At 68.4% G+C, this 24,263-nt stretch carries 17 protein-coding genes; 10 read left to right on the top strand and 7 right to left on the bottom strand.

Features of this window, described 5'->3' with window-relative positions; translation table 11 throughout:
• Positions 1 to 50 precede the first annotated feature (50 nt).
• From DES44_RS13065 to DES44_RS13055, 3 genes are all read left to right on the top strand, one after another.
• Positions 51 to 1,793, top strand: a complete 1,743-nt coding sequence (locus DES44_RS13065; RefSeq protein WP_058935323.1) for a glycosyl hydrolase family 18 protein — start codon at positions 51 to 53, stop codon at positions 1,791 to 1,793.
• A 272-nt stretch (positions 1,794 to 2,065) separates the two neighbouring features.
• Positions 2,066 to 2,608, top strand: coding sequence for a Dps family protein (locus tag DES44_RS13060; RefSeq protein WP_058935322.1), 543 nt, complete (start codon positions 2,066 to 2,068; stop codon positions 2,606 to 2,608).
• 2 nt (positions 2,609 to 2,610) lie between these two features.
• On the top strand, positions 2,611 to 2,919 hold the full coding sequence (locus DES44_RS13055) for a UBP-type zinc finger domain-containing protein (RefSeq protein WP_058935321.1): 309 nt from the start codon (positions 2,611 to 2,613) through the stop codon (positions 2,917 to 2,919).
• Between the two features lie 68 nt (positions 2,920 to 2,987).
• Here the strand turns inward: DES44_RS13055 and DES44_RS13050 are convergent, their stop codons facing one another.
• The 4 genes from DES44_RS13050 to DES44_RS13035 form a co-directional block, all read right to left on the bottom strand.
• Positions 2,988 to 4,007, bottom strand: coding sequence for a LacI family DNA-binding transcriptional regulator (locus DES44_RS13050; protein WP_058935320.1), 1,020 nt, complete (start codon positions 4,005 to 4,007; stop codon positions 2,988 to 2,990).
• Positions 4,004 to 5,248 (bottom strand): galactokinase, encoded by a 1,245-nt coding sequence (gene galK, locus DES44_RS13045; protein ID WP_083525617.1) that lies wholly within the window; start codon positions 5,246 to 5,248, stop codon positions 4,004 to 4,006. Before galK ends, DES44_RS13050 begins: the two co-directional genes overlap by 4 nt.
• A gap of 6 nt (positions 5,249 to 5,254) precedes the next feature.
• Positions 5,255 to 6,310, bottom strand: coding sequence for a UDP-glucose--hexose-1-phosphate uridylyltransferase (locus tag DES44_RS13040; protein ID WP_058935319.1), 1,056 nt, complete (start codon positions 6,308 to 6,310; stop codon positions 5,255 to 5,257).
• Positions 6,311 to 6,468: 158 nt separating this feature from the next.
• Entirely contained in the window at positions 6,469 to 8,577 is a 2,109-nt protein-coding gene (locus tag DES44_RS13035) for a beta-galactosidase (RefSeq protein WP_058935318.1), read from the bottom strand.
• Positions 8,578 to 8,915: 338 nt separating this feature from the next.
• On the opposite strand from DES44_RS13035, the gene DES44_RS13030 reads away from it, so the two are divergent.
• The 7 genes from DES44_RS13030 (at position 8,916) to DES44_RS13000 (ending at position 18,836) form a co-directional block, all read left to right on the top strand.
• The gene (locus DES44_RS13030; protein ID WP_147307080.1) at positions 8,916 to 11,375 is read left to right on the top strand and encodes a beta-galactosidase; all 2,460 of its coding nucleotides are present in this window, start codon (positions 8,916 to 8,918) and stop codon (positions 11,373 to 11,375) included.
• Between the two features lie 3 nt (positions 11,376 to 11,378).
• Positions 11,379 to 12,539, top strand: a complete 1,161-nt coding sequence (locus tag DES44_RS13025) for an ABC transporter ATP-binding protein (protein WP_058935316.1) — start codon at positions 11,379 to 11,381, stop codon at positions 12,537 to 12,539.
• Positions 12,530 to 13,927 carry a maltose/maltodextrin ABC transporter substrate-binding protein MalE gene (malE, locus tag DES44_RS13020; protein ID WP_232309775.1) on the top strand — a complete coding sequence of 466 codons (1,398 nt, stop codon included), beginning with the start codon at positions 12,530 to 12,532 and terminating at the stop codon, positions 13,925 to 13,927. Before DES44_RS13025 ends, malE begins: the two co-directional genes overlap by 10 nt.
• Positions 13,927 to 15,537 (top strand): maltose ABC transporter permease MalF, encoded by a 1,611-nt coding sequence (malF, locus tag DES44_RS13015; RefSeq protein ID WP_083525616.1) that lies wholly within the window; start codon positions 13,927 to 13,929, stop codon positions 15,535 to 15,537. Before malE ends, malF begins: the two co-directional genes overlap by 1 nt.
• A gap of 63 nt (positions 15,538 to 15,600) precedes the next feature.
• Positions 15,601 to 16,479: a maltose ABC transporter permease MalG gene (gene malG / locus DES44_RS13010; RefSeq protein ID WP_232309774.1), complete on the top strand. Its 879-nt coding sequence runs from the start codon at positions 15,601 to 15,603 to the stop codon at positions 16,477 to 16,479.
• Entirely contained in the window at positions 16,476 to 17,744 is a 1,269-nt protein-coding gene (locus tag DES44_RS13005; protein ID WP_083525615.1) for a galactose-1-epimerase, read from the top strand. The genes malG and DES44_RS13005 overlap by 4 nt, the downstream gene beginning before the upstream one ends.
• Before the next feature lie 60 nt (positions 17,745 to 17,804).
• Positions 17,805 to 18,836, top strand: a complete 1,032-nt coding sequence (locus DES44_RS13000) for a glycoside hydrolase family 53 protein (RefSeq protein WP_232309773.1) — start codon at positions 17,805 to 17,807, stop codon at positions 18,834 to 18,836.
• 86 nt (positions 18,837 to 18,922) lie between these two features.
• Here the strand turns inward: DES44_RS13000 and DES44_RS25290 are convergent, their stop codons facing one another.
• The 3 genes from DES44_RS25290 to DES44_RS12980 form a co-directional block, all read right to left on the bottom strand.
• Entirely contained in the window at positions 18,923 to 20,959 is a 2,037-nt protein-coding gene (locus DES44_RS25290; RefSeq protein ID WP_198164775.1) for a glycoside hydrolase family 19 protein, read from the bottom strand.
• Positions 20,949 to 21,353, bottom strand: coding sequence for a hypothetical protein (locus tag DES44_RS12985; RefSeq protein WP_147307077.1), 405 nt, complete (start codon positions 21,351 to 21,353; stop codon positions 20,949 to 20,951). The genes DES44_RS25290 and DES44_RS12985 overlap by 11 nt, the downstream gene beginning before the upstream one ends.
• A gap of 245 nt (positions 21,354 to 21,598) precedes the next feature.
• The gene (locus tag DES44_RS12980; protein ID WP_058935309.1) at positions 21,599 to 24,253 is read right to left on the bottom strand and encodes a TonB-dependent receptor; all 2,655 of its coding nucleotides are present in this window, start codon (positions 24,251 to 24,253) and stop codon (positions 21,599 to 21,601) included.
• Positions 24,254 to 24,263: the final 10 nt, after the last annotated feature.

Below are 24,263 nucleotides of genomic sequence, written 5' to 3'. Positions count from 1 at the left end.
CGCGAGGGCGCGGAGGGACGGCCACTGACGTCGTTTACAGGAGCACTTGCATGAAGCCTTCCCCCTCCGATCGCAACCGCCACAGCATCCCGCTGCGTGAACTGCGCAAGCTGGCGATCCTGAGCGCTGCCGCATTCGCGCTGCACGCCGCCGCGCAGACCTACGCCGCCTGGGCGCCGGACGTGTATTACGCCGCCGGCACCGTGGTGAGCTACAACGGCAAGCTGTATCGGGCCCTGGTCAACCAGACCGACTACGCCAGCACCGGCTGGAATCCCACCAACGCGGCCTTGTGGACCGACCTGGGCGCCACGGCGGGCCCTTCGCCGTCGCCCGGCCCGTCCCCGAGTCCGACGCCTTCGCCGTCGCCGTCTCCTTCCCCGTCTCCTTCCCCCACGCCGTCGGGCAACTGCGCACCGGTCTGGTCCAGTTCCAAGGTCTACAACGGCGGTGACTTGGCCAGCGTGGCCACCACCAACTACAAGGCCAACTGGTGGACCCAGAACAACAATCCGACCACCAGCAGCGGTGCGACCGGCTCCGGTCAGCCGTGGACGGTGGTGGGCAGTTGCTCGGGTTCTCCGTCCCCTGGCCCTTCGCCTAGCCCTTCACCCAGCCCGTCGCCGAGTCCTTCCCCCAGCCCCTCGCCGAGCCCCGCGCCGTCGCCGTCCCCCGATCTGACGGACCCTGCGGCCAAGTCCGCCACGCAGGCGGGCCGGGTCTACACGGTCTACTACCCGTCGTGGAGTGACAACTGGTTCGATGCCACCGGCATGACCAAGAACCAGGTGTTCAAGGCCAGCAACTTCGCCCGCATTCCGGCCAACTACACCCATGTGGTGGCCGCTTTTGCGCAGCCCAATTTCAGCTGGGGCGGCATGAGCGCCAACAACTGGTCGGGCACCGGCATCAACTTCAATGGCCGTCCGTCCGACATCAAGGCGGCCATCGACGTCCTGCATGCCCGCAACATCAAGGTGTTGCTGGCCGTGGGCGGCGCCACCTACAACAGCTGGAGCACGCTGTCCGCCGAAGGTCACGCCGGCAGCGGCCCGACCATCAACGCCCTGGCCAACATCCTGAAGGACGTGGGGTTTGACGGCCTGGACGTGGACTACGAGATCGAAGGTCTCGATGGTTATGCCGGCGCGGTCAAGGCCATGCGCAAGGCGGTCGATCTGGCCGGCGGCAATCGCATCCTGAGCGTGGCAGCCTGGTCCACCGGTGCCGATTGCACGGCGGCAACAGCCAATGATGCGCAGTGTGCGGGTGTGGGCGTCAGCTACTGGGGCGGCAAGGCCGGCCTGGAGCGGCAACTGGTCAGTGCGTATCCGGCGCTGTCCACGGCCTTCAACCTGGTCAACATCATGAGCTACGACGCCCGTTATGAGCATTACGACGGCGTGACCGCATGGCAGCAATACCGCAAGCTGTTCCCGAGCAGCACCATCGTGTCGATCGGCTTCGAGACGGCGCCGGAAGGTTGGGCGGGGGGGCAGCTGGTGGTGAACAATGCCGATGCGCAGTGCACCGGCTCGGTCATCCTGCAAAACAGCTACGGCGCCAATATCAACCAGCCGTATTCGGTGGAGCGCTACCTGAATGCAGTGACGGGCAGCACGCTGAGCAACCGCAACCCGCGTGACGGCGCGATGCTGTGGCAGGCGCTGAAGACCGCTTCGGGCAGTTGTGGCAGCGCGCCGCTGGCGTCGCCGGGCAGCATCGGCAAGAAGGTCTCCGGCTCGCTGGGCCTGGTGGACGACCCGGCGCTGCAGACGGCGCCCTGGAAGTAAGCGCCGCACCGCCCGGGAAGGGCGGTTCTCACGGGCTTACACCCACGGCCCCGCGCCGTACATGAAACCGCCGCCTGGTCATGCACCGGGCGGCGGTTTTTTACTGCACGGGTCGTGGTAGCGCGTCCCCTGGCGCGCCGCTTGCCGACGCCCTCTCACTTGCGACGATCAGCCCCCTCCCAATGGGAGTGTTGGCAAGCGGCCGTGATCGGCACCATGCTGGTGGCCGTCGGCCAGTCCGATGTTCCAGACCCTTCACCTGAAAGTCAGTCATGGCCAAACTCAGCGACTCCAAGAAATCCGACCTCAAGACCCGCCGCAAGGCACCGCTGGCCACCCCCAGCGACCTGTCCGCAGAAGCCACCACCGACATCGGCGCCGCCCTGAACGGCATCTTGGCCGACGTCTTCGCCCTCTACCTCAAGACCAAGAACTTCCACTGGCACATGAGCGGTCCCCACTTCCGGGACTACCACCTGCTGCTGGACGAGCAGGGCGACCAGCTCTACGCCATGACCGATCCGCTGGCCGAGCGCATCCGCAAGGTGGGCGGCACCACGCTGCGTTCCATCGGCCACATCAGCCGCCTGCAGCGCATCAGCGACAACGACGCCGACTACGTCGACCCACTGGACATGCTCGCCGAGCTGCGTGAGGACAACAAGCTGCTGGCCGAGCGCCTGCGCGAAGCCCACAACGTCACCGACGAGCACCGCGACATTGCATCGTCCAGCCTGCTGGAGAACTGGATCGACGAAACCGAGCGTCGCACCTGGTTCCTGTTCGAATCCAGCCGCGTTCAGCGCCAGGCCTGATCATGGGCTACCGCTGTGTGCATGCGGCCGGTATCCGGCAGGTGGAACCCAGCGCCAAAGGCTGTGAGGAATGCCTGAAGCTGGGCAGTGAATGGGTGCATCTGCGCATCTGCCGCACCTGCGGCCATGTGGGCTGCTGCGACGAGTCGCCGCATCGGCATGCGCGGGCGCATTTTCATGAGACGCAGCATCCCATCATCGAAGGCTACGACCCGCCGGAAGGCTGGGGCTGGTGCTTCGCCGACAAGGTGATGGTGGACCTGCAAGGCGATACGACACCACAGAAGGGCCCCATCCCTCGCTACTACTGATCGTCGCGACGGCTGATTCTCGCCACGGCTGACCCCGCGAAAAGACCCACGGGGCAGCCGCCGGCCTCTCAGCCGCGCGGCTTCCCAGTAGACGCACGCACCACCAGCCGCGGCGGCTCGGTGATGGAGATGGGCAGCGGATGGTCCGGCTTGGCCGTGATCTCCGACTGCAGCATCTGCACCGCCAGCATCGCCGCCTCCGCCGTCGGCATGGCCACGGTGCTGAGCGCCGGCCGCATCTGGTGGGCCAGCTGAATATCGGTGACGCCGATGACCGACAGGTCTCGCGGCACTTCCAGTCCCAGCTCGGCCGCCGCCTGCAGCACACCCAGGGCGGGCAGGTCGTTGGTCGCGAATACCGCCGTCAGGCCAGGCACCCCGGCCAGCAGGCTGTGCGCCGCATTGCGGCCATCGTCGATGGTGTCGTGGCCATAACGCAGATGGCTGGCCGGCAGTTCCACCCCGGCCTTTTGCACCGTGTCGATGAAACCGCGCAAACGCCACTGGTGGTTGCCGGTGGGCTCGCTGCCGCAGACGGCGCCCAGACGCTTGTGCCCCAGCCGCAGCAGGTGTTCCGCGGCCAGCACGCCGGCCTGGTACAGGTCTACCGCGACGCAGGGCAGGGGCGGCGGCTCCTGCGGACGCTCCCACATGCACAGCACCACGGGCACGCCGCGGCGGCGCAGGTCCTGCAGGGCGTCGAGCTGGACAAAGTCCGCATTCATGACGATCACGCCTTGCGCCAGCGCGCCGCCCACCGCATCCAGGTAGGCGCGCTCCTGCGCCGGATCGTCGTTGGTGTTGCACACCAGCAGGAAGTAGCCAAGCTTGCGGGCGGCCCGTTCCACCTCCAGCGCAAACTCCGGATAGAACGGGTTGGCGATGCTGCTCACCACCAGCGCCATGGTGTGGGGCTTGCCCTCCACCAGGGCCCGGGCCATGAGGTTGGGCCGGTAGCCCATGCTCTCCACGGCCGCGAGCACGCGCCGGCGCGTCTCCTCGCCGACCTTGCCGCGATTGCGCAGCACATTGGAAACCGTGGCGGCGGTGACGCCGGCGGCCCGCGCCACCTCAACCAGTGTTGTCATGCCGCGATCGTACCCGCTGCCGGCGCGGCCAGCGGCCAGGCTTGGGCCTTGGCGCCCGGACCGGCCTCGCAGAGGTAGACCAGCGCCGGCAGGCCTTCCGGCGACCGGTAGCCGCGCTCCAGCGCTTCCAGCGCCTTGGGCACCAGGTCCTTCTTCAGCAGCGCGATGCAGCAGCCCCCGAAACCGCCCCCCGTCATGCGGGCGCCGCCCTGGTCGCCCACCACGTCCTGCAGCAGCGCCGCGAGCTGGTCCACGGCCGGCACGGTGATCTCGAAGTCGTCCCGCATCGATTCGTGGGACTGCTTCATCAGCTTGCCCAGGCGCACCAGGTCGCCGGCTTGCAGCGCTTCGGTCGCCTCCAGCACGCGGGTGTTCTCGGTGATGATGTGGCGGGCGCGGCGGAAGACCTTGTCCTCCAGCTGCACGCCGGCGAGCATCTCCAGCGTGGCGTCCCGCAGGGCCGGCACGCCCAGGGCGCGCGCCGCCTGCTCGCACTGGGCGCGGCGCTCGTTGTAGGCGGAATCGACCAGGCCGCGCTTGACCCGTGAATGGGCAATCAGCAGGGTCGTGCCTTCCGGCAGCGACACCGGACGGGTCTCCAGCGACCGGCAGTCGATCAGCAGCGCATGGCCGGGCCGGCCTTCAGCGCTGGCCAGTTGATCCATGATGCCGCACTGGCAGCCCACGAAGCGGTTTTCGGCCTGCTGGGCCAGCCGCGCCAGTTGCTTGCCGGTCAGCGCGCTGTCGCCGGCGATCTGCTGGGCCGCGCGCAGCAGCCCCAGGGCCAGCGATGCGGACGAGCTCAGTCCGGCCCCCATCGGCACGTCCCCGGCGATCACCAGGTTCATGCCCACCGGATGGGCCATCAACGGCACCAGTTGCGCCAGGGTGCCCCGCACGTGGTCCCGCCAGCCGCCTCCCTGGAAGTGGGGCGGCGTGGCGCTCAGGGTGAAGCGGTCGTCGGCGGCGGATTCGTCCAGCGCCAGCGCGTCGACCTCCAGGTCCTGCCGCGGGCCGGCGGCAATCCAGGTGTCCCGGTCAATCGCGGCGGGCAGCACGAAACCGTCGTTGTAGTCGGTGTGCTCGCCGATCAGGTTGACCCGTCCCGGGGCGCGGGCCAGGACCGTCGGTGCCACACCATGGCGCTGCGTGTAGGCCTGCACCACCGCTTCGGCGGTGGCCGGCAGCGGCGTGGGGACAGCGTTGAACAGGGAGGAAGCGGGGGAAGCAGAAGTGGCCATCGGAATTCAGCGCTGGCGATAGTGGACGGTGGATTGCTCGCGCAGGCGTGCGGCGGCCTGCTCGGGCGTGAGGTCACGCTGCGATTCGGCCAGCAGCTCAAAGCCGACCATGAACTTGCGCACCGTGGCGCTGCGCAGCAGCGGCGGATGGAAATGGGCATGCAGCTGCCAGTGGGCGCCGTCGCCCGCGTCCGGGCCGGTCGGCGCACCGTGCCAGCCCATCGAGTAGGGGAAGCTGCACTGGAAGAGATTGTCGTAGCGGGTGGTGAGCTCCCGCACGGCCAGGGCCAGGCTGCGCCGCTGCGAGTCGGTCAGCTGCGGCAGGCGCTGGACGGGGAAGCGCGGCAGCAGCAGCGTCTCGAAGGGCCACTCGGCCCAGTAGGGCACGATGGCCAGCCAGTCGTCGTTCTGCACCACCACGCGTTCGCCGTGCTCGGCCTCGGCGCGGGCCAGGGCCAGCAGCATCGGCTCGCCGCGCTGCTGCAGCCAGTCGCGCTGCTGCTGGTCTTCGCGGTGGGGCAGTTCGGGCAGGAAGTCGCAGGCCCAGATCTGACCGTGCGGATGGGGGTTGGAGCATCCCATCATCGCGCCCTTGTTCTCGAAGACCTGCACCCAGCGCCAACGCTGGCCCAGTTCCTCGCTCTGCGCGCACCACATGTCCACCACCCCGCGCAGGGCGGTTTCATCCAGTTCCGGCAGGCTGCGGCTGTGGTCCGGCGAGAAGCAGATCACCCGGCTGGTGCCGCGCGCCGGCATGGCCTGGAAGAGACCGCCGTCCGCCTCGGCGCCCAGGCCGTCCGGCGCCGGCACATCGGCCATCAGCGCGGCGAAGTCGTTGTCGAAGACGAAGGTGCCGGTGTAGTCGGGATTCTTTTCGCCGTTGATGCGGGTGTTGCCGGCGCACAGGTAACACGACGGGTCATGCGACGGGCGCACCGCCGTGTCCGGGCTTTCGGTCTGGCCCTGCCAGGGACGCTGGCTGCGCTGCGGGGACACCAGCACCCAACGTCCGGCGAGCGGGTTGTAGCGGCGGTGCGAATGTTGGTTGCGGTCGAAGGACATCGTGGGGCTTGGATGGGGCTGAACCTGGGGCAGGGCCCGTGCCTGGGCAAGGGGGCGTGCCGGGGTCAGCCGTGGGTCATCGGGGGAGTGGCGTGGGCAACGAATGGGGAAGCGGTCAGGCAGTCATTCAAGGGTGAGCGAAGAGGCCAGGCGCCGAATCAGCGCGACCGTTGCGCCAAACCGGGGACGACCCAGGCGGCCACACCGCCCGGCGGGAGTGTCGCACTCCCCAGCAGCAACGGCACGCCGGTCGGCAACGGAACGTTCGCATCCGCAGGACCGTGATTGATGGCGAACTGCACCGCGCCGCGACGGCGCAGGCGCAGGCCCGGCGTTTGTGCGGAGATCGCCACCGGGGACAGTCCGCCTCGGCGGGCTGCGTCGTCCAGCCATGCCTGCAGCAGGGGCTCGTCCACCAGGGCGGCATGCAGGTCGACACGGCCGGCGCTGACCCGGGCTGGCCAGCCGTCTTCGCAGCGCTCGCGCACCTGGACGTCCTGGCCTTGGGGCGAGGTGTCGAGGTCCAGCAGGTCCCGCCATTGCGTGGCGTGGCCCAGTGCGGCGCCTGATTCGGCCTGCACGGCATAGCGGCGCCCGGGACGCATCGATTCCACTGCACGCACTCGCACCGGCAGCAGCGTTCGCAGCGGGCCTGGGGGCAGCGGGGCGGCGATGGCCAGGTCGGCGGTCTTGCTTCCGGTGCGAGGGCCGGCCACGATGACGCCGGCGTGCTGTGCGAGGCGGCCCGCCAGGGCGTCACTGACATGCAGGGCTTGCGGCAGGACCACCAGCCGGTAGCCAGTGAGGTCGGTGTCGGGGCCGACCACGTCCACATTCAGGCCGAGCCGTCGCAGGGCCGAGTAATAGCGAATGGCCACGCCGAAGCCGGCCATGTCCTTGCCCTGTGGCTGGATCTGGGTCATCCACAGGGAGGGGTAGTCCACCACCAGCGCCACCTCGGCGCGGTCGGTGGCGAGAGCCTTGGCGGGGAGGGCAGCGCCGCCGGCGTGGGTGCTGCTCTGGGCACGGTTCTGGTCGCTGCTCTGGTCGAAGGCATCGCCGCTGACCTGGGCCATGACTTGGGCCATAACCTGGGCGATCTCCCGCGCCACCTGCGCCGCTTCCTCGCCGCCAACGTCCCGCTTGCCGTCGGGCCGGTTCAGGCCGGAATGCATCTGTTCCTGGCCATAGGGCAACTGCCGCCAGCGGAAGTAGGACACCAGCTCGGCGCCGTGGGCAAAGGCTTCCCAGCTCCACGCCCGGACCATGCCGGGCAGCGGCAGTGCATTCCAGTCCGCCCAGTTGACCGGGCCGGCCTGCTGCTCCATCACCCACAAGCGGCCGTGGCCGATGCCGCGATACAGGTCATGGTGGAAGGCGCTGATGTCGGGATGACCGGTGCGGGCCCATTGCTGGCGCTCGGCTTCGGTGAGGAAGGTCGCGGCCGTGTCGACGTGACCCAGCGGGTAGCTGTCCCATGCGGCGATGTCCAGGTCAGCGGCCATGTCATGGTGGTCGAACTCACCAAACAGGCCCATGAAGTTGTGCAGCACCGGTCGGCCGGGCGCATGGCGGCGCAGCAGGTCCACCTGCATGCGGTTGTAGCGCACCACCTGGTCGGAGCTGAAGCGACGGAAGTCCATCGCATGCGTCGGCAGGGCGCTGGTGGGCTGGCCCACCGGGAAGCCGACATGCTCGAAGCCCAGGAACTGCACGCCCCAGAAGGCCGTGCCCCAGGCCTCGTTCAGCGCTTCAATGGTGCCGTAGCGCTGCGCCAGCCAGTGGCGGAAGGCGGCGAGGGCGGCCGGGCTGTAGGACAGCGTGGTGTCGTGGCAGCCATATTCGTTGTCGGTCTGCCAGGCCACCACGGCCGGATGTTGGCCGTAACGCTCGGCCATGGCGGTGACGATGCGCTCGGAAGCGGCCCACATCGATGGGCTGGAGAAGCAGTAGTGGCGACGAGCACCGAAGGGCTTGACCCGGCCCTGCGCATCCACCGGCAGCACATCCGGATGCGCCTGCACCAGCCACTGCGGTGGCGCTGCGGTGGGAGTGCCCAGGATCACCTGCAGGCCCTGCGCCGCGAGGGTGTCGATGGCGGCGTCCAGCCATTCCCAGTCAAAGCGGCCTTCCGACGGCTCCATGCGGGACCAGGCGAATTCGGCGATGCGCACCGTCGAGAGGCCCATTTCGCGCATGGCGCGTGCGTCGTCGGCCCAGCGCTCACGCGGCCATTGCTCGGGGTAGTAGCACACGCCCAGACGCATCGGCGGCGCAGCAGGAGTCGGGGAACTGGAGGACATGTCTCGCTCAGTTAATCGATTAACTCGATTGGAGCAAGGGCGCTGGACGATGTCAACGACAAGCAGGGTACAGGTTGCGCACGGACGGCGACTTGGCGGGTGGCGGGCGCCTGAGGCCGCATAGAATCGCCATCGGCGCAGCCACGGGGCCTGGCGCCGGTTTCAGGAGGGTCCCGGGTGCGCTCATCGGCGGGGCGCCTTGGGGCTTACCCGCATTGCTCCCTCGTGGGCCGCTTGGTCTACTCTTTTAAATTAATCGCTTAACCTGCTTTTCCCATCGCTGGGGGCAGCCCAAAACAATCGTGAGTGAGACATCCCTTTCGGTGGTCGTGCCTGTGCCGGCCACTCTGGCTGCGCCTGAAACCGGCTTCCTGAACCTCGGCCACCATCAGCATCCCACGCGGCAACTGACGGTCAACAGCCGCTATCTCAGCCTGGACGGCCGGCCCTGGATGCCGGTGATGGGCGAGTTCCATTACAGCCGGTATCCCGAGTCCGAATGGGCCACCGAGCTGGCCAAGATGAAGGCGGGTGGCGTGGACATCGTCGCCAGCTACATCATCTGGAACCACCATGAGCCCTTCGAGGGGCAGTGGCACTGGGACGGTCGCCGCGATCTCGCCCGTTTCATCGACCTGGCCGCGCAGGCCGGGCTGCTGGTCTACCTGCGGCCGGGCCCGTGGGTGCATGCCGAGGTGCGGCTGGGCGGCTTCCCGGACTGGCTGCCGGCCACCGGCCCGCTGCGTTGCAACGACCCCGTCTACCTCGGCCATGTGAAGCGCTTTTATGACCAGATCGGCGCCCAGGTAAAGGGGCGACTCTGGTGCGACGGCGGACCGATCATCGGGCTGCAACTGGAAAACGAATACGGCGCCACCGGGCCCGGCGCGGGCAAGGAGCATATTGCCGAGCTCAAGCGGCTGGCCCTCGAGGCAGGCATGAAAGTGCCGCTCTACACCGTCACCGGCTGGCCGACCCTGGACATCCCGCCCACCGAGGTGCTGCCGGTCTCCGGCGCCTATGCCGATGGCTTCTGGCAGGGCTCGCGCGAGGCGCTGCCGCCGTCCGGCGTGTTCCTGTTCAACACCCGCCGGGTGATCGGCGAGATGGGCAATGTCGACGGCACCCCGGCCGCCGGCCTGATCGATACCGAACACTATCCGTTCTGCCTGGCCGAGGCCGGCGGCGGCATGCACCAGAGTTATCACCGCCGCCCGGTGATCAGCACCGAGGACGTCTACGCCACCACGCTGGTGCAGCTGGGCTCCGGCGCCAATCTCTACGGCTACTACATGTACCACGGCGGCACGAATCCGGTCTGCGAGACCGGGCCGCTGAACGAGACCCAGGCCAGCGGCTACCCCAACGATGTGCCGCAATGGGGCTACGACTTCCATGCGCCGCTGGGCCAGTACGGCCAGGTGCGTCCGTCCTGGGGTCGGCTGCGGCTGCTGCATCAGTTCATGCAGGCCTTCGGGGACACGCTGGCTCCGCTGGTGGCGGTGCTGCCGGAGGCGGGCCCGCTGGACCCGGCCGACCGCACTCAGCCGCGCGTGTCGGTGCGCGCCGTGGGCGCACGGGCGGCGGAGATGGAAGGCTTCGTGTTCGTGAACCACCATGTGCGTCACCATCCGCTGCCCGCCATGCCGGGACGGCACTGGATGCTGCAGACCGCCGAGGGCGATGTGCTGCGCATGCCTTCGACCGGCGGTGTGGACCTGCAATCGGGCATGGCCTTCATCTGGCCGGTGGGGCAGCGGCTGGGCGCGGTCCGCATGCGCCAGGCCACGGTGCAGCCCCTGACGCGCTGGACCGATGCACAGGGAGCAGTGACCTGGGTGGGATTCGCCATCGAAGGCGTCCCCGCCGAAGTGGTGTTGGAGGCGTCCGGGCTCAAGACTGTTGAAGCCGTGGACGCGGTGGACGCCAAGGGGGTGACGGTGGACGTGCTGGAGGACGGCGCCACCCGCGTGCAGCTGTCCGCCACGGAGCGCCCGCAGACGATTGAACTGACCGACGCCGATGGCCGGGTCCATCGCCTGCTGATCCTGCCCGAGACGATGGCGGCTGAATCGCAGCGGATCGAACTGGGCGGGCAAGCACGCCTGGTCCGCAGCAGCCATCCGGCCTTCCTGGATTCGACGGACGATCGTCTGCATCTGCAGCGCCCCGCGGGCGAAGCGGGCGAGCTCTGGATTTATCCGGCCGATGGCCTGGGCGGTGAACGCCACACGGCCGGGGTGACCTGGGCCCGTTGGTCCTTTGCCGCCGAGCCTGCGCGTCAGTGGGCGCTGCAAGCTGCTTTGCAACAGGCGGCGGGTGCACCGCCCGCGATCCAATGGGGCCCGCACATCAGCTGGCGCGACGGTCCGGTGCCCCTGGTGCCGGATGAATCCGCCCAAGCCGGCGCGGCCCGCTGGACGCTGACCGTCCCGCCGCAGGCGCTGCAAGCGCTGCACGGCGCACCGCATCAACGCCTGTGGCTGACCCTGGATCTGGTCGGCGACGTGGCCCGGCTCTGGATCGACGGCCAGGTGGTGGACGACCGCTTCTGCGACGGCAGCCGCTGGCAGATCGCGCTGGACCGCTGGTTGCCCGCAGGCACCGCGCCCACGATCGAGATCAGCCTGCTGCCCATTGCGGCCGACCTGCCGGTCTTCCTGGAGCCCGCCGCCCGTGCGCAAGGGGCTGGCGCTGTGCTGCGCGAAGCGGTGCTGAGCCTGTCGCGGACCGACGCGGTGTCGCCGCAGGCCGGGAGCTGACCCATGGCATCGGTTCAACTCGATCGCATCGGCAAGACCTATGTCGAGGGCGGCGTGCCCACGGTGCATGAAGTTTCGCTGGACATCGCCGAGGGCGAGTTCTGCGTGTTTGTCGGGCCGTCCGGCTGCGGCAAGTCGACCCTGCTGCGCATGATCGCCGGCCTGGACACCATCACCCATGGGGAGCTGCGCATCGGCGGCCGGCGTGTCAATGAGCTGGCGCCCGGTGAACGCGATGTCGCCATGGTGTTCCAGAGCTACGCGCTGTATCCGCACCTGGACGTGGCGGACAACCTGGGCTTTGGCCTGCGACTGGCCCGCGTGCCCAAGCCGGAGGCGCGCAAGCGCATCGAGGAAGTGGCGCGGCTGCTGCAGATCGAGCATCTGCTGCAGCGCAAGCCGCGCGAGCTGTCCGGCGGGCAGCGTCAGCGGGTGGCCATCGGCCGCGCGCTGGTGCGCCAGCCCGGGGTCTTCCTGTTCGACGAGCCGCTGTCCAACCTGGATGCCGCCCTGCGGCAGCAGACCCGGCTGGAGATCGCCCGTCTGCACCGCAGCCAGGGCCGCGCCAGCTCCATCTACGTGACCCATGACCAGGTTGAAGCCATGACCCTGGCCGACCGCATGGTGCTGCTGCAACCGCCGCCGCCCGGTGCGACCGAGCCGCAGGCCAGCGTCGCCCAGTGCGGCGCGCCGCTGGCGCTGTATCACCGGCCGCGCAACCTGTTCGTGGCGGGTTTTCTGGGTTCGCCGCGGATGAACTTCCTGCCCGCGACCGTGCGCGCACGCGCGGCGGATGGCGTGCATGTGGCCCTGCAGGACGGCACCGTGCTGTCGCTGCCGATGCGTGCGGACGCGCTGGCCGAGGGCGATGCAGTGACGCTGGGCGTGCGCGCCGAGCATCTGCGTCCGGCCACGGGCAGCGATCCGCGCCTGACCGAGACGATGCTCAGCCAGGTGCAGTGGATGGAGCATCTGGGCGACCAGAGCCTGGCGTATCTGTCCGGGCCTGGCGGCGCGATGGTGCTGCGTCTGCCCGAAGGCGCCGCCGTGCCGCGGGTGGGCGAAGCCCTGCCGGTGGCGGCGCTGCGGGACGATGTGCATCTGTTCGACACGCGCGGCGTGGCCGTGCCTCGACTGCAGGATGAGGTCGCCTCATGCGGATGACCGGCAAGGACGGCCCGATGGGGCTCATTGATGAGGCGGATCCCGCGCAGATCGTGCCGGGTCGCCGGCAATGGCTGCGCGTCGGTGCGGGACTGGGCCTGCAGGCCGGCCTGGGCACGGTCCTGTCGTCGCTGGCCGGCCCTGCATCGGCCGGGCTGCTGGCCGGTCGCGAGCCGCTGCGCATCTGGATCAACGGCGACAAGGGCTACGAGGGCATCGTCAAGATCGGCGAGGTCTTCACCCGCGACACCGGCATCGCCGTGCGGGTGGAGCATCCCGAAAACGGCGTTTCCAAGTTTGAGCAGGCCGCGGCCGCGGGCAAGGGCCCCGATGTGTGGATCTGGCCGCATGACCGGGCCGGCGGCTGGGCCGCCTCGGGCCTGATCCGGCCGGTGGCCCCGTCGCGCCGGCTGCGGGACGAGATCAATCCACTGGCCTGGTCGCCATGGCGCATCGGCGGGCGCACCTGGGGGTATCCGATCGCCATCGAGACGGTGGCGCTGATCTGCAATCTCGACCTGGTGCCGCGTATTCCGCGCACCTGGGACGAGGTCTTTGCGCTGGACCGCCAGCTGCGTCCCTCCGGACGCCGGGCCATCATGTGGCCCTACAACGAGTTCTATTACACCTATCCGCTGATGTCGGCCGGCGGTGGCTTTGCCTTTGCCCGTCGCGACGACGGCAGCTGGGATGCCCGCTGCAACGGCATCGACACGCCGGGCACCCGGCAAGGCATGGCGCTGCTCAAGCGTCTGGTGGACGAGGGCGTGGTGCCCCGCACCGCCACCTATGCCGAGAGCGAAGCGGCGATCAACGAGGGCCGCGTGGCCATGACCATCAATGGCCCCTGGGGCTGGAACAACCTGACCAAGAGCGGCCTGCGCGTGGCCGCCGCACCCTTGCCGTCCCTGCAGGGGCGGCCGGGACGACCGATGGTGGGCGTGCTGGGCGCGATGGTCTGCGCAGCCAGCCGACAGCCGCTGCTGGCCACTGAATTCATCGAGAACTATCTGCTGAGCCTGGACGGCCTGCGGGCCATGCAGGCCCATGTGCCGCTGGGCGTGCCGGCCAACCGCACGCTGCTGGCGGAGCTCAAGGGTGATGCGCTGGCCGCCGGCACGGCCGAGGCCGCCCAACTGGGCGAGCCGATGCCCAACATCCCGGAGATGGCGCGCTTCTGGACCGCGATGAATGCGGCGGTGCAGAGCATCACGCAGGGCCGGGAAGGGGTGGACGAAGGCCTCACCCGGGCGGCGAAGCGCGTGGCGGGGCAGGGGGGTGACGCGGCGGCGGAGGGCCGGAGCGGCGCCTCGGCCGCCTCGGGGTCGCTCGCCTCGACCGGCGCGGGGTCGCTCGCTTCAGCGGCGTCGAGCGGGGAGGTCCGCTGATGCGCGCGCTGAGCTGGGGCCTTCATGCCCTGAACCTCCTGGCGGTCCTCGGACTGCTGTTCCTGTGCCAGCAACTGCTGCGCGGCCACGAAGCTGGCTGGGCCATGGCGGTGCTGGGCCTGGCCGGACTGCTGGTGATGCTGCAGTTCTCCAAGCGCCTGCAGGCCTGGCGCTATGTGACGCCGGGCGTGTTGGCGGTGGCCGTGTTCATCGTGCTGCCGATGGGCTTCACGCTGGCGATCGGCTTCACCAACTACAGCTCGGCTCACCTGCTGTCCTTCACCCGTGCGACCGAGGTGCTGCTGCAGCAGGCCGACAGCGAAGGCCGGGGCATGGACCTGAGCCTGTGGAAGTTGGACGATGCCAAGGGGTCCGGGACAGGGCCCAAGTACGTGGCCACGCTGGTCGATGATGACGAGCAGCCATGGCGCAGCGAGACCTTCGCGCTGGCGGAGGTCGCCGAGGGCGGCAACCCCGTGGCGCTGCTGCCAGACCCGTCTCCTTCCCCCGCGGCGCCAAGTGCGTCGTCGGTGACCCAGGCCGCTGTGTCCGGGGCCCAGCGGCTGAGCAGTCGCGATGTGGTGGCCCTGCTGCCGCAACTGCGCCACCTCGTCCTGCGCAGCCCCGATGCCCGAACCTGGCGACTTGCCAGCCTGCACCGCATCACCGACCAGAAGCCGCGCTACGTCCTCAAGCGTGACGGCCCCGGCGCGGCCCAGGACCCCGACCACCTCGTGGACCTGCGCGACGGCAGCCTGATTACCGCCGACCATGCCGCCGGCGTCTGGCGTGACGCGCAGGGCCGCGCCCTGGAACCCGGCTTCCGCACGACGGTCGGCTGGGCCAACTACGGCCGCATCTTCGGGGACCGCCAGTTCCTCGAACCCTTCGGCCGCGTCTTCGCCTGGACGGTGAGTTTCGCGACGCTCAACACGCTGCTGACCTTCGCGCTCGGGCTGTTCTTTGCCGTCGCGCTGAGCTGGCCGGCGCTCAAGGGGCGCTCCGCCTACCGCATCGCGCTGTTCCTGCCGTATGCCGTGCCGGCCTTCATCTCCATCCCGGTGTTCCGCGGGCTCTTCAACGAGAACCTGGGCGAGATCAACCTGGTGCTGGACCTGCTCTTCGGCGTGCGCCCCGGCTGGTTCAGCGACGCCACCCTGGCCCGGGCGATGGTGCTGACGGTCAACACCTGGCTCGGGTATCCGTACATGATGATCCTGGCCATGGGCCTGCTCAAGGCCATCCCGGAAGACTTGTATGAAGCGTCGGCGCTGGCCGGTGCCGGGCCGCTGACCAACCTGTTCCGCATCACGCTGCCCCTGGTGATGCGGCCGATGGCGCCGCTGCTGGTGGCGTCCTTCGCGGCCAACTTCAACAACCTCACGCTGATCGCCCTGCTGACCGAAGGCGCGCCGGACTATCTGGACACGGTGGTGCCGGTGGGCGCGACCGACCTGCTGGCGTCCTACACCTACCGCATCGCCTTTAACGACGGCGGCCAGAACTATGCGCTGGCCTGCGCGATCTCTTCGATCGTGTTCGTGATCGTGGCGCTGCTGGCCTATGTGAACCTGCGCTTCTTCGGTGGCGCGAAGACGGTGCGGCGCTGAGCGGCATCGACGCAGACTGACCCGGACTGACTCGGACTGACGGAAACCCCTATGCCGATGGTGATGACCTCCTCGCAACGCTGGCGTGTGCTGGCCTTGCATGCCTTCCTGCTGGTGTTCATCGTGCTGAGCCTGTTGCCGCTGCTGATGATCGTCTCGATCTCGCTGCGGCCCGGCAACTTTGCCGGCGGCAGCCTGATCCCCAGCGAGATCAGCTTCGAGCACTGGCGCCTGGCCCTGGGCCTGCCGGTGACCGATGCGCAGGGCCGCGTGACCCAGCCGCCGTTCCCGGTGCTGCAGTGGATCTTCAATTCGATGAAGGTGGCGCTGGTCAGCGCGGCGGTGTGCCTGGTGCTGTCGGTGACCAGCGCCTATGCCTTCGCCCGCATGCGCTTTGCCGGCCGCGACGGCACGTTGACCGCCATGCTGCTGCTGCAGATGTTCCCGTCGGTGCTGGCGCTGGTGGCCATCTATGCCATCTTCGACCGGCTGGGCGACTGGGTGCCCTGGCTCGGCCTGAACAGCCACTGGAGCCTGGCGCTGGCCTACACCGGCGCGGTGGCGCAGCACATCTGGCTGGTGAAGGGGTACTTCGAGAGCATTCCGCCCGATCTGGAAGAAGCGGCCGCCGTGGACGGCGCCAGCCGCTGGCAGTCCTTCGTGATGGTGCTGCTGCCGCTGGCCAAGCCGGTGCTGGCGGTGGTGTTCGTGCTGGCCTTCCTGGGCGCGATGATCGAGTACCCGGTCGCCTCGGTGCTGCTGCATGACGAGCAGCAACTGACGCTGGCCGTGGGCTCGCGCCTGTTCCTGTTCAACCAGCGGTATCTCTGGGGCGACTTTGCCGCCACGGCCTTGCTGGCCGGGCTGCCGCTGACGCTGATGTTCCTGCTGATGCAGCGCTGGCTGGTGGCGGGTTTGACGGCGGGCGGGGTGAAGGAATGAGCGTGGTGGAAGGCACCCCGAACGGCAGCGCCGGCGGCGGCCGTGCCGCGGATGCGTTTGCGGACACGGAGAGCGACCTGGATCTCGATCTGGATTCGAATCCCGAGCCTGATCTGCGCCTACATCCGAACGCTCATCAGGGCCGTGATGTGGACCTGAATCTGGACCTGAATCTGGACGCCTCCCGCCCCGAGGCTCCCGGCGAATGGAATCAGAAGTTCGGCGACTTCGTGGCACCCAGCGACCGTTCGGGGCAGCCCCCCGTGCGCTGTGCCGATGCCGTGGACGCCTGGACCCTGACCGGGCCGGAGGGCCTGCAGATCCGGGTGCTGGGCCTGGGCGCCAGTTGGGTGGGCTGCCGCGTGCCGATGCGCGATGGGGCCAGCCGCGAAGTACTGCTCGGCTTCGACGATCTGGACTCGCAGCGGCGCAACCGCGCCTATGTCGGTGCCACGGTCGGCCGCTGGGCCAACCGTATTGCGGGTCAGCGCCTGCGGTCCGGCGACCGCAGCTGGACGCTCGCCACCGAGCCGGGCGCGAACCACCAGCTTCATGGCGGCCCCGGCGGATTCCATCAGCGTGAATGGACCCTGCTGGAGCAGGCCGGCGATCGTCTGCGCCTGGGCCTGCACTCCGAAGACGGGGACCAGGGCTTCCCCGGCGACCTCTCGGTGGAAGTCCTGTATCGGCTGCTGCCTGGCTATGTCGTGGAGATCGACTACCGCGCCCGTCTGGGCGGCACCCGCGCGTCGCCAGTGGGGTTGACCAACCACGCCTACTTCCAGCTGGACGGTCACCGTGACCGTGATGTGCGCCATCAGCGTCTGCAGGTGACCGCGTCCCGCGTGCTGCCGGTGGATGGACAAGGCCTGCCCACTGGCGACCCCACCTCGGTGGAGCATCTGCAGGCGGGCCGCTGGGACTACCGCAGCGGCCGCACCATCGGCCAGGCGCTGGACAACGCCTTCCTGCTGGAGGAAGGCATCGCCAGCATGGCCCGTGCCGCAGCCACGCTCAAGTCCGCCGACGGGCTGCTGGCCATGGACCTCTTCACCACGCTGCCGGCGCTGCAGGTCTACACCGGCGAGTTCCTGGGCAGCGGCACCCAAGGCTGCCATCCGAACTGGCCGGCCTTCAGCGGCATCGCGCTGGAGCCGCAATACCTGCCCGACAGCCCCCATCACCCCGAATGGCCTCAGCCGGACTGCTGGCTGCGCCCGGGGTCGGTCTGGGCGCACCGCATCCGATATCGCTTCCGGCCCTGAGCACAGAAGGGCCAGCTGCATCCGAATTCCCCCCACAGACCAACCAAAGGAGACAAGGGAATGAAGAAGAGACAGTGGACACGACGCGAAGCCCTGCACACGGGCTTGAAGGGAATGGCCGCAGCCGCTGCGGTGTCCGGCGGCCTGCTGCCGCTGCCCGCGCTGGCGGCAACGCTGGTCAAGGGCGCCGATGTGAGCTGGGTTAGCCAGGAGGAGTCGGCCGGCTACAGCTTCTACAACAGCGCCGGCACCAAGACCGATCCGTTCAAGCTGCTCAGTGACCTCGGCGTCAACACCATCCGTCTGCGGGTGTGGGTCAACCCGAGCGGCGGCTGGTGCGACGGCGCCGACACGCTTTACAAGGCCAAGCGCGCGGCGGCCCAGGGTCAGAAGATCATGCTGACCTTCCACTACAGCGACAGCTGGGCCGACCCTGGAAAGCAGACCAAGCCGGCCGCCTGGACCAGCCACAGCTTCAGCCAGCTGGTCACTGATGTGTATTCCCACACCCAGGGCATCCTGAGCTACCTCAAGACCAATGGTGTGACGGTGGACTATGTGCAGGTGGGCAACGAGATCAACAGCGGCATGCTCTGGCCCAGCGGCCAGGCCTCGGGCAGCAGCTTCTCCAACCTGGTGCAGCTGATCAACAGCGGGTATGACGCCACCAAGGCGGTGTTCCCGAATGCGAAGGTGGTGCTGCACCTGTCCAACGGCTATGACAACGCGCTGTTCCGCTGGTTCTTCGACGGCATGAAGGCCAATGGCGCGAAGTACGACGTGATCGGCATGTCGCACTATCCCACCGCCAGCAACTGGAGCACGCTCAATGCGCAGCTGTCCACCAACATGGCGGACATGGTGTCCCGCTACAAGAAGCCGGTGATCATCGCGGAGACCGGCATGGACTGGCAGCAGGCGGCTTCGGCCAAGGCCATGCTGGCGGATGTGCTCACACGCGTGTCCGCGCTGGGCAGCAATGGGCTGGGCGTGCTGTATTGGGAGCCGCAGGCCTATCCGGGGTGGCAGGGCTACACCTGGGGCGCGCTGGATGGCTCCGGACGATTCACCAGCGCGCTGGACCCGTTCTGATCACCGCTTGACCTGGGACGACAAAGCCCCCAGGGCCGGAAGGCGCTGGGGGCCGTAGGGAGCATGCGTGATGGACGCGCTCGCTGTTACCAGCCGTAGTAGGACTTCTGATTGAAGCAGGTGGCGCTTTTCAGCGCTTCCGGCGACGAGGCCGAAATCTTGGCGTCCCACACGTTGGTGGCGGCCCGCACGCGAGTGGCCTTCAGGTCAGGCATCTTCTGGTTGAAGTAGGCGGTGAAGGCGTTGTAGTAGCTGACCCGCTGCGGCGGACCGTTGTGCCACGAGGACGCGCCGTTGCACTCCAACCCGCCATTGACGATGTTGATGATGCTGCCGATGCGGAAGGCCATCACGTCCTCATCCGTCGTGTCGCCGACGGCCACCGGACCGGTGGGCTGGCCCTTGACGGTCATGCCGGTGCGCAGTTGCGGCAGGCCGGTGTCGTTGCCGTTGGTGGAGATGTGCGTGATGTCGCCATACAGCACATCATGCGACGAGGGCTTCTGGCCCTGGGGCGTCATCCAGAACCAGATGCCGGACAGGATGGACAGGGCGCCGTTGCTGGCCACCAGGTCCGGGCGGCGCAGCAGCACGTCCGGCGCGGTGATCACGTCCCGCATCAGGCCGCTGTCCCACAGCCAGCGGGAGAAGGCCCCATAGTTGTAGTTCCAGGACAGCTGGATCACGCCACGGCCATGGTACGAGCGACCCGGCACCGGCGGGAAGGCGGTGGAGCCGGTGTCCACATAACCGATGGCCGGACTGGTGCCGTCGGGCCGGCTGCTGTAGCCCACTTCCTCCACCCAGTAGAGCCCGCCCTTCCAGACATTCATCCGCGTGCCGTTGTCGTCGCTCATCGAGGTGATCCAGGGCGCGGGCGCATTGGACCAGGAGCCGGAGGTCTCGCGAGAGGACTTGGCCCAGAACACCAGGAATTCCTGGGCCTGCTGCTTCAGCGTGCCTTCGTTCAGGAATTGCTTGTAGTGGTTGGCCTGGGCCCAGGCGTTGTACTCCATCACGGCGCGGCGGAAAGCCGACAGCTGGAAGGTGTCGGTGCTGCCGTCAGGCTGGGCGAACGGAGGCGCATTGCGGGTGCCCCCCGTGGTGTCATAACGACCCGAGCGCAGCGGGAACATCCAGTTCCAGTCCTCGACGGTCACGCGGCGCAGGAAGGCGTAGCCCTGGGCCGGCAGTTCAGCGCCGGGGCTCAGCACCGGCGCTTTGACGGGGCTGGCGGGCGGGGTCTCCACGATCACCGGCGGCACGATCGGTGTACCGGAGGGCAAGGTCGGGTTGGTGGGGTCCGATTGGGGCGGCAGTTTGTCGGTGGGGGGCGGTGCGGGAGGCGCTGGAGGCGCTGGAGGTGCGGGAGGTGCGGGAGGCGGTGCCGAAGGCGGCGTGGCCTGGCCGTTGCCAGTGTTCGTTCCAGTGCTGTTGTCGCTGCTGTTGCCGCTGCCGTTGCCGTTGCCGTTCACCGGTGCGGGGTCCGGGGTGGCGCCAGGGGTGGTTGCAGGCGGGGGGCTCGAATTCGAACCGCCCGTTGCATGGCCATTGCTCGCCGCTGGCGCTGCCGGGCAGGCGGCCAGCGATTCCCACGGCGTTTCCCAGGGCTGGCTGACGGACGTGGTCGGGTCGAAGCCTTGCGTCCAGTACTTGGCCCTGTAGCAGTGACGGCCCGACGGGCTGTCCACCACCACCACACTGCCGCCGGTGTAGGCCGCGGTTGCAAACCAGGGCGGCGCTGCCTCGACGGTGGACGAACCGTCCGCCTGGATCAGCTGCACGGTGCCGACCTGCTTCCAGGGGCCGTCACTGCTGACGAAACTGGGGGGCTCGTTTTGCGTCCACCACGCATTGATGAAGGTGGCCTGTTTGACCTGGCCGTTGACGGTGGCGCGGTAGGTGACATAAGTGCCGGCGGTGTCGTAGGTGGTGGTCGCCGACCAAGGCTGGGCCGTGGCCGCGGACTTGCCAACCTCGGTCGGAGCGGCTGTCGCCAGCGTCACGCCCAGACCCATCACCACGTTCGTGGCCAGTGCCGCCGCAACGGCTAGCACCTGGCGACGCCATCGCAGCGGACGCACGTCACTCGTCTTTCCTTGGGTGTGCAGCTTATTGGCCATGGAGCGCCTCTCCGACACGCGTGTATTGGGCGAGGGCGTCCTGGTAGGAGCCGGGACCACTGGCCGCATAACGAGGCTGCGGCACGACCGGAATGGCCGGTGCGGTGCGGGGGGCTTCGCTGATGGTGGCCGGGGGCGCGACTGCCGAGGTGTCGTTCGCGCTGCTGTCAGCCGAGCTGCCGCCACCGCAGGCGCTCAGCAGCGCCGTGCCAGCCAGTGCCGCGACGGCAAGGAACAGGGTGTGGAGGGAAGAGGCACTGCGGGGACGGACCGGTCGCAGGCGGGTGGAGGAAGACGAGTCGGTGTGGGCCGCGGATGTTTGGGCCGCCTGTGTTTGGGCCGCGGATGGCAGGGTGACCATCGCGCCAAGCCACGGAGAGAGCTGTTTGGACATGAGAACTCACGACAAAGTGGAAGGAGGTTCGCCGCTGATGTGCAGCGACCGGTCATGCTGAGCGAGCGAGCGCCCGGGCACGATGGCTTCGATCTGTGGTGAGTTCTGGCTTGCCTGCTTCGATGTGGGGGTTGCACATCAAAGTTTGCGCATCGCCCATGAAAAAGCCGGCCCCCATCGCTGGAAAGGCCGGCCCCGGCCGACGCGTCTGTCGTCGGCCCCATCGGTTCAGTCACCGCGCTGGATCACAGCTCCGCGCGCAGGCTGATCGCAAAGCGTCGTCCATCGGCATAGGTGCCGCGCGGCAGGTTGTAGTCGCTGAAGTAGCTGCGGCGCACGGTGTTGGTCAGGTTGTTGCCTTCCAGCGCGATCTTGATCTTGTCGGTCAGCGAGTAGCTGAGGTAGGCGTCCACCATGCCGTAGCCCTTCATCGTCACCGGGGTGAGGGCGGTCACACCGTTGTTGGTGGGATAGCTCAGGCGGGAACCGACCGCGTATTCGCTGCGCCAGTTGTAGGCCAGGCGGGCAGAGAAATCGCCGTAGTCATACATGCCCACCAGGTTGGCGCTGCGCTTGGACAGCCCCTCCAGCGGCGCGGTGCGGCCATTGATGGAGCTGGGCGCTGCGCTGTCCACATAGGTGAAGTTGGCTTGCAGGCCCAGCCCCTTCAGGAAGCCGGGCAACTGGTTGAAGAAGCCCTGGTAGCCGACTTCCAGACCGCGGATGCGACCGTCCTTGCCGTTGGTCGGGGTGCTCAGCGAATAGGTGGTGCCATTGATCGCCACCTGCGACACGCTGTTCTGGATGAAGCCCTGCACCTCCTTGTAGAAGGCGGCGCCGTAGATGCTGTCGCTCTTGCTGATGTAGTACTCGAGCGTGGTGTCGACCTGGTTCGCACGCAGGCGCTCCAGCTCCGGATTGCCCTGGTAGGCGGTCTGGTCGTTGACGTTCAGGCTCAGGCTGGGCGTGAGCTGGTCGAAGTTGGGACGCGTGACCACGCGGGACAGACCCAGGCGCGCCTGCAGGTCCGGGCGCAGTTCCAGGCGCAGGTTCAGGGTGGGCAGCCAGTCGGTGTCGCTCTTGTCCAGGTTGACCCGCTCGCTGCTCAGGTTGGTGAACTCGCGCTCGACCTTCGTGCGCACCACCCGCATGCCGACATTGCCGGTCAGCGGCAGGCCCGCCAGGCTGGTGTCCAGGTCGCCGGCACCATACAGCGCGCCGCCGCGCTCACGGTAGTTGAAGGTCTGGGCCGGGTCGAAGCTGGGCACCGACAGGTCGAAGGTGTCGCGCACCGCCGCCGCATTGCGCAGCCAGCCGGTGTCCAGCACGCCCAGCCACTGGCGCGGGATCTTGCCGCCGCCGGCGTCCTTGAGCAGGTCGTTCTGCGGCAGCAGGCCGACACCCGGGATGTCGCTCAGCTTGAACATCCAGATGTCGTTGATGGTGTTGATCTCCGCGCTTTCGGCGCGGCGGTCGTTGATGCGCACGCCGCCCCGCAGCTTGGTGATGATGCCGGCGTCCACCGGCTTGTCCACGTCCGCACGCCAGGCGGTTTCGCGGCCGGTGTTCTTGATCCGGAAATACAGCGTCTTGTCGGCCCAGTAGTTGGCGGTGTTGTCCAGCTGGGAGGTCTCGGAATAGGCCGAGGGCAGCTTGGTGCTCAGGTCGAAGGTGTAGGTGGCCGGGTCATTGGCGAAGGTGCCCAGGCGCACTTCCTGGTAGAAGCGGTCGAACTTGCTGCGGCTGTGGCTGATGTCGCTGCGCACCACGGCGTCCGCCACCTTCCACTTGCCGGCCAGGGAGAGCTGGTCGATGCGGGTGTTTTCATCCGCCACCGAGCTGGAGGTGCTCATGCTCGCGCCCCAGAAGGTGCCCGAGACGAACTGGCCGTTGCTGTCCGTCTTGACGGCGCCGTTGGGCCACAGCTGGCCCTGGTTGGCCGTGCTGCTGAAGTTGGCCCAGAAGGGCGAGGCGTAGAAGCCGTAGACGTCGGTGCGGCTCTTGAGCTGGGTGTGGGTGTAGTCCAGCGTGTATTCGCTGCGGGCATCGGGCCGCCATTGCAGCGCGGCATTGGCCGCCTTGCGGTCCCGCTGGCCGAATTCATAGGCCAGCCAGTTGCCCAGCGGGGCGATGGTGCCGGAGCCGTCCGCCAGGGCGGCCGGGTTGTCCAGTTCCTGGGTGTCGGAGCGGTAGTCGCGCTTTTGGGTGGAGACACTCAGCAGCGCGCCGAATTCACCGGCATCCAGCTTCCAGCGGTTGGACACCAGCAGCGAGCCTTCGGCATTGTTCTTGTCCGCCAGCTCTGCCCGGGTGCCCTTGACCGATCCGGCCAGCTTGAAGCCGGCGAAGTCGAAGGGACGGCGGGTGCGCAGGTCGATGACCCCGCCGATGCCGCCTTCGATCAGGTCGGCGGTCGGGGTCTTGTAGACGTCCGCGCCGGCGAGCAGTTCGGAGGGCACGTCCTGGAAGGACAGGCCGCGTTCCTTGCCGGCGGTGAAGATCACCCGGCCGTTGAGCAGCGTCTGCGTCTGCTGCAGGCCGCGGACCTGCACCCGGTCGCCTTCACCGCGGTTGCGGGAGATCTGCACGCCGGTGATGCGCTGCAGGGCTTCGGCGACGTTGGCGTCGGGCAGCTTGCCGATGTCGTCGGCCACGATGGAATCCACCACCTGCTCGGCATTGCGCTTGATGTCCTGGGCGCGGATGAGGCTGGAGCGCTGACCCTGCACCACCACGGTGTCGAGCTGTTTGCTGTCGCCGCTGGCAGGCGCAGCGTCCTGGGCATGCAGGGCCAGCGGGCTCAGCAGGGCGGCGCAGGCCAGGGCGACCGGGGCCAGGGACGGCTGGTTACTGGGCCGGTTACTGGGCCGGGTGCTGGGGCGGGGCAGGGATGCGGTCATGGGTTGTCTC

The organism is Roseateles depolymerans (assembly GCF_003387155.1).
Taxonomy (GTDB): Bacteria; Pseudomonadota; Gammaproteobacteria; order Burkholderiales; family Burkholderiaceae_C; genus Roseateles; species Roseateles depolymerans.
This window is presented reverse-complemented; position numbering and strand designations above follow the sequence as displayed.

What these genes read in the sequence shown, in the direction of transcription:
- DES44_RS13065 (WP_058935323.1), top strand. Translation starts at nt 51, where the DNA reads ATGAAGCCTTCCCCCTCCGATCGCAACCGCCACAGCATCCCGCTGCGT.
- DES44_RS13060 (WP_058935322.1), top strand. Translation starts at nt 2,066, where the DNA reads ATGGCCAAACTCAGCGACTCCAAGAAATCCGACCTCAAGACCCGCCGC.
- DES44_RS13055 (WP_058935321.1), top strand. Translation starts at nt 2,611, where the DNA reads ATGGGCTACCGCTGTGTGCATGCGGCCGGTATCCGGCAGGTGGAACCC.
- DES44_RS13050 (WP_058935320.1), bottom strand. Translation starts at nt 4,007, where the DNA reads ATGACAACACTGGTTGAGGTGGCGCGGGCCGCCGGCGTCACCGCCGCC.
- galK (WP_083525617.1), bottom strand. Translation starts at nt 5,248, where the DNA reads ATGGCCACTTCTGCTTCCCCCGCTTCCTCCCTGTTCAACGCTGTCCCC.
- DES44_RS13040 (WP_058935319.1), bottom strand. Translation starts at nt 6,310, where the DNA reads ATGTCCTTCGACCGCAACCAACATTCGCACCGCCGCTACAACCCGCTC.
- DES44_RS13035 (WP_058935318.1), bottom strand. Translation starts at nt 8,577, where the DNA reads ATGCGTCTGGGCGTGTGCTACTACCCCGAGCAATGGCCGCGTGAGCGC.
- DES44_RS13025 (WP_058935316.1), top strand. Translation starts at nt 11,379, where the DNA reads ATGGCATCGGTTCAACTCGATCGCATCGGCAAGACCTATGTCGAGGGC.
- malE (WP_232309775.1), top strand. Translation starts at nt 12,530, where the DNA reads ATGCGGATGACCGGCAAGGACGGCCCGATGGGGCTCATTGATGAGGCG.
- malF (WP_083525616.1), top strand. Translation starts at nt 13,927, where the DNA reads ATGCGCGCGCTGAGCTGGGGCCTTCATGCCCTGAACCTCCTGGCGGTC.
- malG (WP_232309774.1), top strand. Translation starts at nt 15,601, where the DNA reads ATGACCTCCTCGCAACGCTGGCGTGTGCTGGCCTTGCATGCCTTCCTG.
- DES44_RS13005 (WP_083525615.1), top strand. Translation starts at nt 16,476, where the DNA reads ATGAGCGTGGTGGAAGGCACCCCGAACGGCAGCGCCGGCGGCGGCCGT.
- DES44_RS13000 (WP_232309773.1), top strand. Translation starts at nt 17,805, where the DNA reads ATGAAGAAGAGACAGTGGACACGACGCGAAGCCCTGCACACGGGCTTG.
- DES44_RS25290 (WP_198164775.1), bottom strand. Translation starts at nt 20,959, where the DNA reads ATGGCCAATAAGCTGCACACCCAAGGAAAGACGAGTGACGTGCGTCCG.
- DES44_RS12985 (WP_147307077.1), bottom strand. Translation starts at nt 21,353, where the DNA reads ATGTCCAAACAGCTCTCTCCGTGGCTTGGCGCGATGGTCACCCTGCCA.
- DES44_RS12980 (WP_058935309.1), bottom strand. Translation starts at nt 24,253, where the DNA reads ATGACCGCATCCCTGCCCCGCCCCAGCACCCGGCCCAGTAACCGGCCC.